The sequence below is a fragment of the Sphingomonas sp. M6A6_1c genome (assembly GCF_053345135.1).
The window spans coordinates 77,699-91,918 of sequence record NZ_JBKEZO010000004.1; the positions used below are offsets into that span (position 1 = coordinate 77,699).

16 protein-coding genes and 1 tRNA gene are annotated in these 14,220 nt (G+C 68.1%); 7 read left to right on the forward strand and 10 right to left on the reverse strand.

All coding sequences use genetic code 11. The annotated features are described in order from the left end of the window. Window positions 1–19: 19 nt before the first annotated feature. Window positions 20–1,648 carry a histidine kinase famiy protein gene (locus ACLBWH_RS08910; protein ID WP_447798310.1) on the forward strand — a complete coding sequence of 543 codons (1,629 nt, stop codon included), beginning with the start codon at window positions 20–22 and terminating at the stop codon, window positions 1,646–1,648. Between the two features lie 13 nt (window positions 1,649–1,661). Here the strand turns inward: ACLBWH_RS08910 and ACLBWH_RS08915 are convergent, their stop codons facing one another. The 5 genes from ACLBWH_RS08915 to ACLBWH_RS08935 form a co-directional block, all read right to left on the reverse strand. Further along, window positions 1,662–3,005 (reverse strand): hypothetical protein, encoded by a 1,344-nt coding sequence (locus ACLBWH_RS08915; protein ID WP_322850918.1) that lies wholly within the window; start codon window positions 3,003–3,005, stop codon window positions 1,662–1,664. Window positions 3,006–3,034: 29 nt separating this feature from the next. Then, a complete protein-coding gene (locus ACLBWH_RS08920; protein WP_322850919.1) occupies window positions 3,035–3,742 on the reverse strand; it encodes a hypothetical protein in 708 nt (235 codons plus the stop codon). Between the two features lies 1 nt (window position 3,743). Next, window positions 3,744–4,442, reverse strand: coding sequence for a C39 family peptidase (locus ACLBWH_RS08925; RefSeq protein WP_447798312.1), 699 nt, complete (start codon window positions 4,440–4,442; stop codon window positions 3,744–3,746). Further along, window positions 4,439–4,792, reverse strand: a complete 354-nt coding sequence (locus tag ACLBWH_RS08930; RefSeq protein WP_447798313.1) for a hypothetical protein — start codon at window positions 4,790–4,792, stop codon at window positions 4,439–4,441. The genes ACLBWH_RS08925 and ACLBWH_RS08930 overlap by 4 nt, the downstream gene beginning before the upstream one ends. 67 nt (window positions 4,793–4,859) lie before the next feature. Further along, entirely contained in the window at window positions 4,860–6,419 is a 1,560-nt protein-coding gene (locus ACLBWH_RS08935) for a beta strand repeat-containing protein (protein ID WP_447798315.1), read from the reverse strand. 322 nt (window positions 6,420–6,741) lie between these two features. Between ACLBWH_RS08935 and ACLBWH_RS08940 the strand changes: the two genes are divergently transcribed. Beyond that, entirely contained in the window at window positions 6,742–7,917 is a 1,176-nt protein-coding gene (locus tag ACLBWH_RS08940) for a helix-turn-helix transcriptional regulator (RefSeq protein ID WP_322850923.1), read from the forward strand. 21 nt (window positions 7,918–7,938) lie between these two features. On the opposite strand, the gene ACLBWH_RS08945 is transcribed toward ACLBWH_RS08940, so the two are convergent. Together ACLBWH_RS08945 and ACLBWH_RS08950 are read right to left on the reverse strand one after the other, a co-directional pair. After that, window positions 7,939–8,403, reverse strand: a complete 465-nt coding sequence (locus tag ACLBWH_RS08945; RefSeq protein ID WP_447798317.1) for a hypothetical protein — start codon at window positions 8,401–8,403, stop codon at window positions 7,939–7,941. A gap of 175 nt (window positions 8,404–8,578) precedes the next feature. Further along, window positions 8,579–8,668 (reverse strand) — tRNA-Ser (locus ACLBWH_RS08950). A gap of 125 nt (window positions 8,669–8,793) precedes the next feature. Between ACLBWH_RS08950 and hspQ the strand changes: the two genes are divergently transcribed. The 4 genes from hspQ to ACLBWH_RS08970 all read left to right on the forward strand — a co-directional run bounded on the left by hspQ (window position 8,794) and on the right by ACLBWH_RS08970 (window position 10,624). Further along, window positions 8,794–9,174, forward strand: a complete 381-nt coding sequence (hspQ, locus tag ACLBWH_RS08955; protein WP_322850444.1) for a heat shock protein HspQ — start codon at window positions 8,794–8,796, stop codon at window positions 9,172–9,174. A 137-nt stretch (window positions 9,175–9,311) separates the two neighbouring features. Continuing rightward, window positions 9,312–9,608 carry a 50S ribosomal protein L21 gene (rplU, locus tag ACLBWH_RS08960; RefSeq protein ID WP_017979337.1) on the forward strand — a complete coding sequence of 99 codons (297 nt, stop codon included), beginning with the start codon at window positions 9,312–9,314 and terminating at the stop codon, window positions 9,606–9,608. A gap of 29 nt (window positions 9,609–9,637) precedes the next feature. Further along, window positions 9,638–9,907 (forward strand): 50S ribosomal protein L27, encoded by a 270-nt coding sequence (rpmA, locus tag ACLBWH_RS08965; RefSeq protein ID WP_037534549.1) that lies wholly within the window; start codon window positions 9,638–9,640, stop codon window positions 9,905–9,907. 174 nt (window positions 9,908–10,081) lie between these two features. After that, the gene (locus ACLBWH_RS08970; RefSeq protein WP_322850443.1) at window positions 10,082–10,624 is read left to right on the forward strand and encodes a GNAT family N-acetyltransferase; all 543 of its coding nucleotides are present in this window, start codon (window positions 10,082–10,084) and stop codon (window positions 10,622–10,624) included. Here ACLBWH_RS08970 and ACLBWH_RS08975 read toward each other — a convergent pair. Together ACLBWH_RS08975 and ACLBWH_RS08980 are read right to left on the reverse strand one after the other, a co-directional pair. Then, on the reverse strand, window positions 10,621–11,277 hold the full coding sequence (locus tag ACLBWH_RS08975; RefSeq protein ID WP_322850442.1) for a YoaK family protein: 657 nt from the start codon (window positions 11,275–11,277) through the stop codon (window positions 10,621–10,623). The genes ACLBWH_RS08970 and ACLBWH_RS08975 overlap by 4 nt on opposite strands. 51 nt (window positions 11,278–11,328) lie before the next feature. Further along, on the reverse strand, window positions 11,329–12,180 hold the full coding sequence (locus tag ACLBWH_RS08980) for a metal-dependent hydrolase (RefSeq protein WP_322850441.1): 852 nt from the start codon (window positions 12,178–12,180) through the stop codon (window positions 11,329–11,331). 67 nt (window positions 12,181–12,247) lie between these two features. Between ACLBWH_RS08980 and ACLBWH_RS08985 the strand changes: the two genes are divergently transcribed. Further along, window positions 12,248–12,832, forward strand: coding sequence for a TetR family transcriptional regulator (locus ACLBWH_RS08985; protein ID WP_447798807.1), 585 nt, complete (start codon window positions 12,248–12,250; stop codon window positions 12,830–12,832). A gap of 326 nt (window positions 12,833–13,158) precedes the next feature. On the opposite strand, the gene ACLBWH_RS08990 is transcribed toward ACLBWH_RS08985, so the two are convergent. After that, complete coding sequence (locus tag ACLBWH_RS08990; RefSeq protein ID WP_447798320.1) at window positions 13,159–14,145, reverse strand: helix-turn-helix domain-containing protein; 987 nt, start codon at window positions 14,143–14,145, stop codon at window positions 13,159–13,161. Between the last annotated feature and the right edge of the window lie 75 nt (window positions 14,146–14,220).

Below are 14,220 nucleotides of genomic sequence, written 5' to 3' on the forward strand. Positions count from 1 at the left end.
CTCTAGCGCTTGGAACGTCATGGCCGACGGTACCCCGGAAAAACCGCGGGGCGGCCCGCCGCCGCACCTGCAGAGCATCGTCAACCACGACATGGGCGACGACAAGAACGGCATCTTCTTCGCCGCGGTTTCGACGACGCGGATGCCGATGATCGTCACCGATCCACACCAGCCCGACAATCCCATCGTCTTCGCCAATCCCGCGTTCGTCAACATGACCGGCTACGGTCTCGACGAGCTGATCGGGCACAATTGCCGCCTGTTGCAGGGGCCTGATACCGACCGGGACACGATCGCCGAACTGCGCCGCTCGATCGAGCAGCGCCACGAGACCTCGGTCGAGATCCTCAACTACAAGAAGAACGGCTCCGCCTTCTGGAATGCGCTGTTCATGTCGCCGGTGTTCGACGCCGATGGCGAGCTGGTCTATTATTTTGCGTCGCAGCTCGACGTCACCCGCCGCCGCGATGCCGAGGACGCGCTGCGCCAGGCGCAGAAGATGGAGGCGGTCGGCCAGCTCACCGGCGGCGTCGCGCACGACTTCAACAACCTGCTGACGGTAATCCAGGGTTTCGGCGACATCGTCCTGTCCAATCTGGAACGCGACGGCGAGTTCGATCGCAAGAAGGCGGCGCGCTCGATGCGCGCGGTGATGCAGGCGGCGGAACGCGGCGCGTCGCTCACCCAGCAATTGCTCGCCTTCTCGCGCAAGCAGAAGCTGCAGGGCCGCGTCGTCAACCTCGACGATCTGCTCGACCAGTTGCAGCCGCTGATCGAACGCACCGCCGGCGGCGCGATCAAGGTCGACATCCACCGCGGCCCCGGCATCTGCAACGCACGCATCGATCCCACCCAGGCCGAACTGGCGGTGATCAACATCCTGCTCAACGCGCGCGACGCGATGCCCGACGGCGGCACGATCACGATCGAGGCGCGCAACCGCACGATCGAGGCGGGCGACAAGGGCTTCGGCGAGCTCGAACCGGGCGAATACGTCATGCTGACGATCGCCGACCAGGGCACCGGCATGTCGCCGGAAATCCTCGCCCGCGTCACCGAGCCGTTCTTCACCACCAAGGACCAGGGCAAGGGCACGGGGCTCGGGTTGTCGATGGTCTATGGCTTCATGAAACAGTCGGGCGGCTCGCTGCGCCTCTATTCGGAGGAAGGCCACGGCACGACCGTGCGGATGCTGTTCCCCTGCGAGGCCGCCGCGGTCGAACCGCAGGGATCGCAGCCGTCGCGCCCGCTCGCCGACAAGCGCGGCAACGAGACGGTGCTGCTGGTCGAGGATCAGGCCGATGTCGGCGACTATGCCGAGGCGGTGCTGACCGACTTCGGCTATTCCGTGCTGCGCGCCGACAATGCCGATACGGCGCTGGAGCTGCTCGACGGCGCCGGTACGATCGACCTGTTGTTCAGCGACCTGATCATGCCCGGCGGGATGAACGGCGTGATGCTGGCCCGCGAGGTCAAGCGCCGCCGCCCGCGGATGCGCGTGCTGCTCACCACCGGCTATGCCGAATCGTCGATCGAGCGCGTCGACGCCCGCGGCGCCGAATTCGAGCTGATCCAGAAACCCTACAAGCGCAGCGAGCTGGCCACCAAGGTCCGCCGCGTCATCGACGGTCCCACCGGCGTCGGCTGAGCCGATCCGCGGATCAATATGCGGTGAAGGTGAACGGGATGCGGAGCGTCGTGCGGACATCGGCGGCATCGTCGGTGGCGCCGACCTCGACGTTCCAGTTGAGCGTCGTCGAGGGCGAGGTGCGGTAGCTCACGCCGAACAGCAGCCGTCCGATCTGCAGGTCGCGGCTTTCCGCGGTCATCGCCTCGCCCAGCGCCTGCGTCGTCTGGTTCAATGCGCGCACCCGCGTCTTGGTGCCCAAGGCCCAGGTCTGCGCATAGCCGAGGCTGATCGACGTGCGCGGGTTGAGCGCGATCGCGATTCCTGCGCTGGCCGACGGCTGATTGCCCGGCGCGACCCGCTCGATATAGGCTGCGCCGATCTGCCGGTTGATGTCGCGGGCGAAATTGTAGGTATAGCCCAGCGTCGCGAACAGCACGGCGGGATCGGTCGGCAGGATCGCGGTCAGGTTCGGCGTCACGCCCCAGAATCCGGCGCCGGTCGCCCCCTTCAGCGCATTGCCGAGCGCGTCGCGCCGCACCTTGAACGGATCGGTCCCGGTCGGTGACACCGCCTGGACGCCGGCGATCAGATAGGGCGCGCCGTCGCGGCCGTCGGTGATCTGATAACGCAGGCCGAAGTCGATATCGCCGATGTCGGCGCCGCTCACCGGCCGGTCGAGCTGCCCGGCATTGGGCTGGCTCGGGTTGGCGACGGGCGCCAGCACCGACTTGTCCGACCGATAGACGAACGGCAGCCGGCCGTTGATCTCAAGCCGGCTGGTCAGCCCCAGCCGCCCGACCGTGCCGACGGTGAGCACGTCCTGCCGGCTTTCGTTGATGTCGAACACGCCGATCAACACCGCCTCCGGGATCTGCACGCCGCGGAACACCACTTGATTGCGATCGGCGCGGGCATATTCGAAATTGACCTCGACGGTGGCGCGACCCGCCTTGGTGATGATGCCGCCCTGTTCGGCGAGCACCGCGACCTGCACCTGCCGCTGGTCGGACGGCGCCTCGCCGACCGTCTGCACCTGCGGTCCCGCGGATGCGCTGCGCGGCGGCGCGGGCGGCGGCGACGCGGGCAAAGGCACGCCGCCCGGCGGCAGCGCGGTCTGCGCGACCTGCCGATCGGGCTCGCTCCGCCCGGACAGGCGCGCTTCGAGTCGATCGATACGCGCGCGCTGTTCGTCCAGCGCCCGCTGTTGCCGCTCCAGCTCCTGCCGTTCGCCGGCCAGAGTGCGGCGCAGATCGTCGGTGCCGTCGACTGCGGCGGCGGGCACGGCGGCAGCGGCGGGTGACACCGTCTGTTGTGCCGATGCCGGCAGCGCGATCAGGCCGAGTGGAAGGAACGCATGGCAGACGGCCGGTCGCATCGATGGTGATCCCCTCTAGGTGTTTTGGTTCAGCGCTGTCCGGCGGCGTCGGTCGCGATCCGGTTGACCAGCAGCACGCCGTTCATCAGCGCGACCGGCAGCCCGACCAGATTGACGTTGATCGTGCTGACCGTGTCGATCGCACGATCGTTGCCGGTATTCGCGATGACCGCGCCGGTCGCTTGGCCGACGAGATGGCGGATCTCGGTCGCCGGGGTGACGAGCGCGACCTGCGTCCCGCGATCGTCGCTGGTCAGCCGCACGCTGCCCGAACTCGCCGCCACCGCCGGGCCGTTGGCGGTGACCGGCACCAGCGTCTGGCCGGCGGCATCCAGCCAGCCCGTCGCGGGGCCGGCGACGATGTTGACGCTGGCCGGCGCGTCCGGTCCCGGCGCGGTCACCGTGGTGCCGGTCGGCGTCCGCGAGACCGAGACGGTCGGCCAATCGGGATCGCCGGTCGCGACGGTGACGGTGCCGGGCACCGCGCTGGGGCTGGTCGTCCCGTCGGTATAGACGCGCACGCCGGCGTTCGGCCCTTCGCTCGAATAGATGGTGTGGAGCGCGAGCACGCCGTCGATCCGCGTCTGGATGTCGATACCGATCGCGACGTTCAGCCCGTTGGGCAGCAGCAGCCCGCCGCGCATCGTCGCCAGCTCCGCATCGGGCACCGCGGGCGGATCGTCGCCTGGCCCGGCGGCACCGGCGAGCGCCGCGGCGATCAGCAAGGCGATCGGCATGTCAGAACTCTCCCAGTTGCGGGCGGGTCAGCGCCAGTTGCGCGCTCTCCAGCGGATCGGCGGTCAGGAACGGACGGCCGTGCGGCGCGCGGACCAGATCGGCGGCCATGTTGAAATGCGACTGGCCGATCGCGTTGCGGCCGCTCAGCACGAAGAACACGCCGTTCCACTGTTTCGCGAACCGGCGGATGGTCTCGCGCCGCAGCCCGAGCGAGGGGTCGCCGAGCAGCAGCGTCTGGTCGTCGATCCCCTTGACGACGACGAAGTGGCGATAACCGTCGAAGTTGATCAACGCGACGCCGGGTATCCCCGCCTTGGCGATCTGTTCGACGCTGACCTTGAAGCCGTCCGCGGCGATGCCGCGCGCCGCCAGATAGCGTTTCATGTCGAGCAGCGAGAAGCCCAGCCGCCGGATCTGCGCTTGGTCGCCGTCGCGGAACATGCCGAGGAACACGCTCTGCTCGCTCTGCGGATCGTCGTAATGATAGCGCAGCAGCGTCGCCAGCGCCGCCGAGCCGCAGCTGAAGTCATATTGCTGGCGCACCACCGTCTCGAACCGGCGGCCGATCAGGCTGGTCACCGGCGTGGCGAAGTTGAGCGTCGGCGAGAAGTTCACGCCGTTGCCGCCTTCGGGCAGCGGCATGCCGGTGCATCCCGCCGCCATCGTCGCCAGCGCCAGACCGATCGCCACGCGCGTCATTGGTTGATCGCGACGTTCACGTTCAGCGACGAATTGATCGACACGTTGTTCCCGGTGTTCGCACTCAGCAGCGACAGTCCGTTGAGATTCTGGAACGCGCTGGAATCGAAGCTGATCGTCCCGGTTTCGGAATGGCCGTTGACGCTGTTGCCGCTGACCACGCCGGTGTTCTGGGCGCGGATCACCTGCGACAGGTCGGACTGGCCGGTCACCGCATGCAGCGCGCTATCGTCGACCGGCTTCGCCGCGTCGAACGGGCTCGCCGCCGGCGCCGGTGGCACCGCCTGTGCGCCGGCGATGGCGGGCGTCGCGACCATCAGCAGCATGCCGCCGATGAAGAGAATACGCATGGCTGGGTCTCCCGATCGATCGATGGAAAAGGAGGGGGCGGCACCGCCACCCCCTCCGCCGTGCGGCTTATTGACCGAGGTTGATCGACCCGGCCGAGACGCTGACGTTGACCGCCGAGTTCTGCGATGCACCCGCGCCGGTGTTCATGTTGAGCGACTGCAGTCCGGCGAGGTTCTGGAACGCGCCGTCGCCGGTGGTCAGGCTGTTGTCGACCGCGCCGCTCGCGCCGCCCGGCGTCTGGTTGTAATCGACACGGACGCCGGTGACGTAGCTGGCGAGCGTCGCCGACGAGACGACCGCGCTCGCGCCGAACACGTTCGAGGTCGACGCGGCGCCGGTGCCCGCAGTGGCATAGCCGGTGCTGCGCGACGAACTGTCGGCATAAGTGGCGTCGCCGCCGGTCGCGACCGAACCGCTGCCCTCGTTGCGCGCGGTGTTGCGGCTGGAGCGATCCGAATTGTCGTTGGTCGACTGGTTGCGGCTGTCGGTGGCGTTGCCGTTGCTCGCGGCCACCTGCGCGCCCGTCGCCGAGCTGTTCTGCGAGCGATCCGACCGGTCGGAATTGTCGGTGGTCGACTGGTTGCGGCTGTCGGTCGCCGAACCGCTGCCGTTCGAGGCGACCTGTGCGCCCGACGCGCTGCTGGTCGACGTGTTGGTCGAGCGATCCGAATTGTCGGTGTTGGTCGTCGTGTTGGACGTGTGCGAATTGTCGGATTGATCGCGGCTGTCGGTTGCCGAGCCGCTGCCGTTCGAGGCGACCTGTGCGCCCGAAGCGGACGAGGTGCGCGTCGTGTTGGTGGTCGAGCGGTCCGAATTGTCGGTGTTCACCGTCGAGCGATCGGCATTGTCGTTATAGGTGTACGACCGGTCGGCATTGTCGGTGTTGGTGACCGACTGGTTGCGGTTGTCCGATGCGCTGGCGCCGTTGTTGGCCGCGACCTGCGCGCCGCTTGCCGCCGAATTGGTGGTGCTGGTGTGCGTCGTGGTCGAGCGGTCCGAATTGTCGGTGTACGACCGGTCGGCATTGTCGGTGCTGGTCACCGACTGGTTACGGCTGTCCGTCGCGGTGCTGCCGTTGTTGGCGGCGACCTGCGCGCCCGATGCCCCGCTGCTGTCCATCGAGGTCTGCGAGCGGTTCGAATTGTCGGTGTTGGTGGTCGAGCGGTTCGAATTGTCGGTGGCGGTGTTGGTCGCGGTGTTGTTGCTGTCGTTCATCGAATTGTTGGTGTTGGTCGTCGACCGGTTCGATGCGTCCGTCGTCGAACGGTTCGATGCATCGGTCGTCGAGCGGTTCGATGCGTCGGTGTTGGTCGCCGTGTTGTTGCTGTCGTTGACCGAACTGTCCGTATCGGTGTGGGTGAGCGTCGTATTGTCGGTCACCGCCTTGTTCGACGCGTAACCGTAGGTCAGCGAGCGGTTCGACGCATCGGTGTTGGTCGAGCTGTTGGTGTCGACGCGCGAATTGTCGGCATTGTACGAACCGTTGGCCGCGTCGCCGCCCGCGGCGGTGCCGGTGTTGGTCGTCGTCGTGGAATAGGTGGAGCCCGGCTGGGTCGTCTGCGCCTGAACCGAGGCGGTCCATGCCAAGACGGGGAGTGATGCGGCGATCAGAAGGCGCGATTTCATGGCAGGCATCCCTTGTTGGCCGGTAACCCCCGGCGATCCTGGTAAGCCCGGCAATGCTGCTGCTGGCCGAGCCGGATCGAGTCATAGGGTTAATGCTGCGTTCACGATTACCCCCCTTTGCCGCTCATCATCCCGCCCGTTTGGGGGCCGCCTTTACCCCCAAACAGGGGGTAAATTCGTCCTATTGTCGTTGTTTCAAAATGAGTTATCGTGCGCGTCAATGATCAACCGATGAGTCGGCGTAAAAAAGACAGGCCCGGCGAGAGTCGAACGGGTCGACGCATGGAGAGGTGATTCGGTGGCGGCAGACAGAGATCTGCCCTTGCTCTTTCGTACGGCCGCGCTGCGCAGCGATGTGTTGCGGCCATACGACGAGCAGGGCACGCTATATTCAAGGGCGGGGCCGGCACCGGTTGCCGACCGTATCGCCCGCATCACGTTGGACACCGACGATCAGCCGACCTCCACCGCAGACGACATCGCCCTGATCGCCGGCCATTTCGCCCGCACGCTCGGTGCCGACGGCTGGGCCCTGACCGGCTCGCCGCGCCAGGGGATGCCGAGCTGCCTCGCCGCCGCCGGCCTCGGCGACACCTTCGCGGCGCCCTTGCTGCGCATCGCCGACCAGATCGACTGCGCGCCGGGGCACAGGCCGCCGGCGCCGGTCTGGTGTGAGCGGCTCGCGCCGCCGCACGACGCCGCCGCGCTGGTGATCCCGGTCCCGCACACGCCGGGCCACGCCGCCATCTTCGTCAATGTGATCTTCGCCGACGTCGACGAGGGCCGCCGCGCGGAGATCGAGCGCGCGTGCCTGCGCGAATGGCCCAGCGTCTCCGCCTATCTCCGCCTGTGGCAATCGACCCGGCTGGAGCGGCGCGTCGCGGAGGGGGTCAGCGCCGGGCTGAACCTCATCGCGATCGGCATCGTGCTGCTGTCCGGCGACGGGCAGATCGTCTTCGCCAACGATGCCGCGCGGGTGCTGATGGACCGGCAGGACGGCATCCGCGAACACCGCGGCCAGGTGCAGGCGACGCATCGCGGCGACGCCGGCGCCTTCTCCACCGCGGTCGGCCATGTGCTGGCGCATTCGGGATCGACCGCGGCGCTCGAGCCGATGTCGCTGCTGATGCTGCACCGCGATCACGGCCCGCCGCTGGTGACGTCGTTCGTCTGCGCACCGCGCTCGACGGAAACGCCCGACGAAGGCGGCGCGCTCCTGTTCTTCGTCGATCCCGGGCTCGACATCCATCAGCTCGCCGAGCCGGTCTGCAAACTGTTTCGCCTGTCGCGGGTCGAGACCGAACTCGCCTGCCTGCTCGCCTCGGGCCAGACGCTGGCGGCGGCGGCGCAGTCGCTCCACGTCAAGGTCAGCACCGCGCGCGGCTATCTCAAGCAGGTGTTCGTCAAGACCGGCAGCAACCGGCAGGTCGATCTCGTCCGCCTGATCTTCAGCAACCTGATCCGCACCGCGCACCGCAACCACGCCCGCCTGCGCTGACCGCGCCGCAGGGCGGCGGCGCTATCGCGTCATCAGCCAGCCGAGCAGCGCCAGGATCGCGAGTGCCGGCCACCCGCCCTGCGCCCGCAGGAGATACGCCGCGCCGAGCACGCCGGTCGCCGCCAGCGCGCCCACGACCACCCGATGCGTCGCGATCCGCTCCAGCATGATGATCCCGCCGATCAGATTGGCGGCGGTGTTGACCACGATCCACAGATAGGACGGGACCACGCCGATCGAGCCCCACAACGGCAGCTTGATCGTCGCATAACCCCGCATCGTGCTCGGAAACAGATCCGCCGCGAGATGAAAGCCGATCCCGAACCCCAGCCCCGCCGCGACCGGCCACGTCCGCTGATCGAGCAGCGCGACCGCGAGCGGCAGGATACCGTGCGTCAGCGCGCTGCGATGCCGCAGCCGCAACGGCGTGTCGAGATCGGGCAACCGCGTCCCCGCCGCCGCCGCCAGCACGATCGTCCCGATCATGATCCACGGCCCGCTCCCCCCGGCAAACGCCAACACCACCGCCAGAAGGAGAAACAAGGATGCCGCCATCCGCGGCCGTTAACCATTTGTACCCGTTTTGTCCACGGCCACCGCAGGCAACCGATACGTCGCGACCCGGGGGACGGGCCAATTCAGACTGTAAGGAGCAAGTAAGTGGCGGAGAGGGAGGGATTCGAACCCTCGGTGCCCGCAAAGGCACGCCGCATTTCGAGTGCGGTACAATCGACCACTCTGCCACCTCTCCGCAGAAGACGTTTCGAGGCGCGAAGGCCTGATCGGTCGGTCGAGGGCGCGCCTCTAACGGGTTCGTTTTACGCTGGCAAGCACCCTTCCGCTTGTGCGGCGCAGAAAGACCCCTAGATTGCGCGCATGCCTCGTCACGATCCTACCGGTGTGCTGCCCTTCGGCGACATCGATGTCCCCGCGATCGCCCATGCCCGCTTCTCGATCGGCGACGTGGTCCGCCACCGCCTGTTCGACTTCCGCGGCGTGATCTTCGACGTCGACCCGGTCTTTTCCAATACCGACGAATGGTATGAGGCGATTCCCGAGAGCGTGCGCCCCACCAAGGAGCAGCCGTTCTACCATCTGCTCGCCGAGAATATGGAATCGAGCTACATCGCTTATGTCAGCCAGCAGAATCTGGTGGCCGACGAAAGCGACGAGCCGATCGATCATCCGGCGATCTCCGGCCTGTTCACCGGTTTCGCCGACGGCCGCTACGCCCTGCGTCGCGAACATCGCCATTAAGTCGAACGGAATCGCTCCCCGACCGTAGAATCGCGGTACCGGGTGGTTGACAGCGCGGCGCGATTTCCTTAGCTGCGACCGCTCATCCCGCCGGGCCTACCCGAGCGGGCATATGTTTTTTGGGAAGTGACTAAGCCATGTTCGCAGTCGTGCGCACGGGCGGCAAGCAGTATCGCGTCGCCGCTGGAGACAAAATCGTCGTCGAGAAGCTGGACGGCGAAGCCGGCGCATCGATCACGCTGGGTGACGTCCTGCTCGCGGGCGAAGGCTCGGAGCTGAAGAGCGTCGAGGGCCTGACCGTCGCTGCAGAGATCGTCGCACAGGCGAAGGGCGAGAAGGTCATCGTCTTCAAGAAGCGCCGCCGTCACAATTATCGCCGCAAGAATGGCCATCGCCAGAACCACACGATCCTCAAGATCGTCTCGGTCGGCTGAGCCACAAGCGCGAACAGGAGTAGAGCAGCATGGCACATAAGAAAGCAGGCGGTTCGTCGCGCAACGGTCGCGATTCGGCCGGTCGTCGCCTCGGCGTGAAGAAGTTCGGTGGTCAGGAAGCGATCGCCGGCAACATCCTCGTGCGTCAGCGCGGCACCAAATTCTATCCAGGCGCCAACGTCGGCATCGGCAAGGATCACACCCTTTTCGCGCTCGTCGACGGCCGCGTGGCGTTCCACGAGGGCAAGCTCGGCCGTAAATTCTGCTCGGTGCAGATTATGGCGGAAGCCGCCGAATAACATCGGGTAACCTGCCGGGTTGCCCACCAGGGTGACCCGGTCGTACCGCCCAGGCGGTGCCAGCCAAATCAGGGAGACGGGTCACCCCGGCTCCCTTTTTTCTTGCTCCCCAACCTTTTGTCCCTGCCGCGTCACAGGCGCGTGGCATGGGCACGGCCAAGGAGAGAGCGAGAAATGTTCGCCAGGACCAAGAGATTGACGTTGCGGCCGGCATGGCCGGAAGATGCCGCGGCGCTGGTGCAGGCGATCGGCCATGACGCGGTCATCCGGATGCTGCTGCGCGTCCCCCACCCCTATCGCCTCGCCGACGCCGAGGCGTTCTGCGCGTCGCCGCGACGCCACGACGAGGCGCGATTCCTCATCGTCGCGCATGATCGCGGCGCGCCGGCCTTGATCGGCGGGATCGGCATTTCGGAACATGAGGGCGCGCCCCATCTCGGCTATTGGCTGACGCCGTCGGCCTGGGGGCGCGGCTATGCGACCGAGGCGGGGCGTGCGGTGGTCGACATGGCGCGCCATGCGCTGCCGCTGCAGCGGCTCGACGCCTGGCATTTCGCCGACAATCCCGCCTCGGGCGCGGTGCTGCGCAAGCTCGGCTTCCGCGCCACCGGCCGGACCGCGATGCGCCACTCGCCGGCGCGCGGCGAGGCGGCGGCGTCGCTGAGCTACGAGATCGACCTCGACGACCGATGCGAGCCGATGCCGATCGCCGCCTAGGATCTCACCGCGGCGCGATCGGCCGGCCCGAGCAGCGCCGCATAGACCGTCAGCAATGCCGCGACGCCGGCCGCCGCGGTGATGCTGACGGTGCCGAGTCGCGGATAGACGAGTGCGCCGAGCACCGCGCCGCCGACGAGGCCGCACCACAGCAACAGATAGGGCAGCCACGCCCAGCGCGGCCCGCCCATCATCGCCGCCGCCAGCCGCTGCGCGAACTTGACCAGCGCGCCGGTCATATAGGTGACGCCGACGCTGACCTCGCCATCGTGCTGGAACAAGGTGTTGGCCATCCCCATCGCCGCTGCGAGCAGAGCGGTGGTGGCGCCGACCGACACCCGGCCATCGGTCGCCGCCGCGCAGGCGAGCAGCAGCGTGACGCCGATCAACGCCGCCGGCTTGCGGCGCGCGCCCGCCGCGACGGTGACGATCGTCCCGGCCACCACCCCGCCGACGAACGCGACGATCAGCCCCGCCGCGACTCCGGCGACGGGCAGCCCCAGCGCCAGCCCGACCGCGAGTCGCGTCGAATTGCCGCTCATGAACGAGACGAACAGCCCGCCCAATTTGAGGAAGCCGACCGCGTCGACATAACCGGCGAGCCCGGCCATCGCCGCACCGAGTATCCAGAACCGCTTGCCATATCGCGTCATGCCGCGACCCTAGCGCGTTTCACCGCGGCGTTTAAAGCCCGCGGCGATCCGTCACGCCGGGCGCGGCAGCACCGCGGCTTCGTAATCGCTCTCCGCCAGCCCGATCAGCACGCGGTCGTCATGCTTCCACGGATGGAAGCCGGGCAGGAAGTAGGCGGCCCAGACGCCCGCGACCTTGCGCGCCATGCCGGGGTTGCCGAACGCATACCAGAACAACCGCGCCCACACCTTCGGCCCGCTCAACCCGTCCTGTCGCAGCAGCTCGAGCATCCCGCGCGTCCGCCCGGTGAAGAACCGCCAGGTGGTGATCAGCATCACCAGCGACTTGACCCGCCAGCGCGTGAAGCGCGGCCAGTCCTTGGTCGCGTGCAACCAGGTGTCGTAGGCGACGCCCTTATGCTCGATCTCCTCGGCGGCGTGCCACAGCCACAGCGCCTTGGGCTGTTCTTCCCCGCCGGCGAGATGCTTCGGATTGGCGATCAGCTCGTGCGCCAGCATCGCGGTGAAATGTTCGAGCGCGGTGGTCGCGGCAAGGCTGGCGATCGGCGGCCGCCCCTTGGTCAGCGCGAGCGCGTCGTCGACATCCTTGTCGAGCCGCCGCACGTCGTAACCCTGATCGGTGACATGCCGGTTGAACGCGACATGCTCGCGCGTGTGCATCACCTCCTGCTTAATGAAGGCGTTGATCTCGCCGGTCAGCTTCGGCGGCGTGCCGTCGCGGAACTTGCGCACGCTGTCGACGAAATAGCCCTCGCCCTTGGGGAACGTCACCGACAGCGCATTGTAGAAGGCGGTCGCGATCGGATCGTCGTTGAGCCACCAGCGGCCCATGCGCGTGCCGCGGCCGAAGCGGCGGTCGCGCGGGGTGATGACCAGATCGGCGGGCGTGGTTGCTTTCGCCATGGAAACCTCCAACAAAGGACTCGCGTCCTCGTACTGACATTCATGTAAATAGGCTCCCGACCTGTCGATCGCAACCCTCCGCAAGCGCCTCTCCCCCGCCGACGCCCGCGAGGCGGCGCTCGCCGCCGCGCAGGCGCTGCTGATCGAGGCCGGCCCGCAGGCGGTGACGCTGAAGGCGGTCGGCGGGCGGATTGGGCGGACCCACGCCAATCTGCTCCACCATTTCGGCTCGGCCGCGGGGCTGCAACTCGCGCTGATCGCGCGGATGACGCAGGAGATCACCGCGACGATCCGCGACGCCTTGCTGCTCGACCGGCCCGCCGAGCCCGAGCCGCGCCGGCTCGTCGATCTGGTGTTCGACGCCTTCGACGGCGGTGGTGCCGGCGCGCTCGCGAGCTGGATGATCCTGACCGGCAACCGCGACGCGCTCGATCCGATCCTGTCCGCAGTGCGCGCGCTGGTCGAAGAGCTCGCCGCAGGCGTCGAACCCGCCAGCCGCCCGATCCAGGACGAGACGCTGCATCTGGTGCTGATGGCGCTCGGCGACGCGCTTTTGGGCGCGGCCATGGCGCGCACTCTGGGCCTGCCGCGCGACAGGGCCCGCGCGCTCGCCGCGACGATGCTCGCCGCACCGCTCGCGGCGGACGGCTGAACCATCGCCAATGTCGCATGGCACGGCGTCAATGCCGCCGCCCCTGCACCGCTGCGCGATGACCCGGTAGGACAGCGGCACGAGGGGCGGCCAGCCGATATCGCGCGACCGACAGGTCGCCCGACCGGCCGATCGCCCGCACGACGCCACGGCCGGTCGGACGGCCGACGGCGCCGGCTCGGACGAACGAAGGCGGCGGCCGCATCAAGGCACGCTGCCACGGGTGGAGGATGTACGGATAGGCGGATGCTCCAGGCATCTGCCTGACGGTGCCGTCGATCGGTGTCGCGATGGGGGTCGCGACGCCGGTCGGCGGTTACCGCTGCCTAGACCAGCGTGTGCTGCGCGCGATATTCGCCCGGCGTGATGCCATAGACCTCGCGGAACGCCCGGCCGAGATAGGCGGCGTCGCAGAACCCCCAGCGCTCGGCGAGCATCGCGATCGTCTGCCGGTCCCCCGCCGTCCGCAGGCTTTCGGCGATGCGCGCCAGACGGCGGGTGCGGATATAGGCCTGCACCCCGCCCTCCTCCTGCAACAGCCGGTACAGCGTCGACCGCGACACGCCGAGCGCACGGCTCAGCCGCGTCGTGTTGAGCGAGGGCGACCCCAATTGCCGCTCGATCGTCTCGCGCAGTTCGAACGACAGGCCGCGCTCGTGCAGTTCGGTATCCGCCGGGACGGTGCCGAGGCTGGCGGAGAGCACGATGGTGAACAGGTCGAGCACGGTCTGCGCCAGCGCCGGGCCGCTGGTCAGCGGCAGATGATGGGCGGTGTCGCGCAACGTCGCGAGGTGCGAGACGAGCAGCGCCGCCTGTTCGGGTGCGATGACATGGCCGTGCAGGCTGCGCACCGACCCCGGCAGCATCCGCTCCGCCATCGCGCGCGGCAGCGTGAAGCCGGTGCTGATCGACGCGTCCGATCCATGCGCCTGCGTCTGCGCGAGGTCGGCCAGCACGATCGATCCGCCCGGCGCGACGAGGTCGCGGCCCGCCATGTCGCCGCGCGCGCCGCCCTGGTGCCGGACGTTGACGACCAGATCGTCGCTCTGGTCGCGCGCGATCGTATCGCTCCGCCGCACCCAGTCCTGCGCCGTGATCCGCGCCTGCCCGATCCCGATCGTGCCGAGATCGAGCCAGTCCATCGAGACGGTGAAGGGCTCGTGCGGCTTCGTGTCGAACCGCGTCGACAGGCCGGCGATATCGGCGTCGCGCCAGCAGGCATAGCCCTGCGTCGCCGGCAGTCCGTCCGAACTGAAGACGCGCTGCCACGCCAGTCTTTCGGCGCCGGGGGCGGTCAGGGAATCGCGCGGCATCGTCACCTGCGGGGTTTTAGCGCCAGCGGAAATGCGCGCACAATGATCTTGTTGCACCCGATCGGCGATGGCGCC

Coding starts and splice junctions, on each gene's coding strand:
- ACLBWH_RS08920 (WP_322850919.1), bottom strand. CDS start 3,742: ATGCCGATCGCCTTGCTGATCGCCGCGGCGCTCGCCGGTGCCGCCGGG.
- ACLBWH_RS08975 (WP_322850442.1), bottom strand. CDS start 11,277: ATGACGCGATATGGCAAGCGGTTCTGGATACTCGGTGCGGCGATGGCC.
- ACLBWH_RS08935 (WP_447798315.1), bottom strand. CDS start 6,419: ATGAAATCGCGCCTTCTGATCGCCGCATCACTCCCCGTCTTGGCATGG.
- ACLBWH_RS08945 (WP_447798317.1), bottom strand. CDS start 8,403: ATGATCGGGACGATCGTGCTGGCGGCGGCGGCGGGGACGCGGTTGCCC.
- ACLBWH_RS08915 (WP_322850918.1), bottom strand. CDS start 3,005: ATGCGACCGGCCGTCTGCCATGCGTTCCTTCCACTCGGCCTGATCGCG.
- ACLBWH_RS08910 (WP_447798310.1), top strand. CDS start 20: ATGGCCGACGGTACCCCGGAAAAACCGCGGGGCGGCCCGCCGCCGCAC.
- ACLBWH_RS08980 (WP_322850441.1), bottom strand. CDS start 12,180: ATGGCGAAAGCAACCACGCCCGCCGATCTGGTCATCACCCCGCGCGAC.
- hspQ (WP_322850444.1), top strand. CDS start 8,794: ATGCCTCGTCACGATCCTACCGGTGTGCTGCCCTTCGGCGACATCGAT.
- rplU (WP_017979337.1), top strand. CDS start 9,312: ATGTTCGCAGTCGTGCGCACGGGCGGCAAGCAGTATCGCGTCGCCGCT.
- ACLBWH_RS08990 (WP_447798320.1), bottom strand. CDS start 14,145: ATGCCGCGCGATTCCCTGACCGCCCCCGGCGCCGAAAGACTGGCGTGG.
- rpmA (WP_037534549.1), top strand. CDS start 9,638: ATGGCACATAAGAAAGCAGGCGGTTCGTCGCGCAACGGTCGCGATTCG.
- ACLBWH_RS08930 (WP_447798313.1), bottom strand. CDS start 4,792: ATGCGTATTCTCTTCATCGGCGGCATGCTGCTGATGGTCGCGACGCCC.
- ACLBWH_RS08970 (WP_322850443.1), top strand. CDS start 10,082: ATGTTCGCCAGGACCAAGAGATTGACGTTGCGGCCGGCATGGCCGGAA.
- ACLBWH_RS08925 (WP_447798312.1), bottom strand. CDS start 4,442: ATGACGCGCGTGGCGATCGGTCTGGCGCTGGCGACGATGGCGGCGGGA.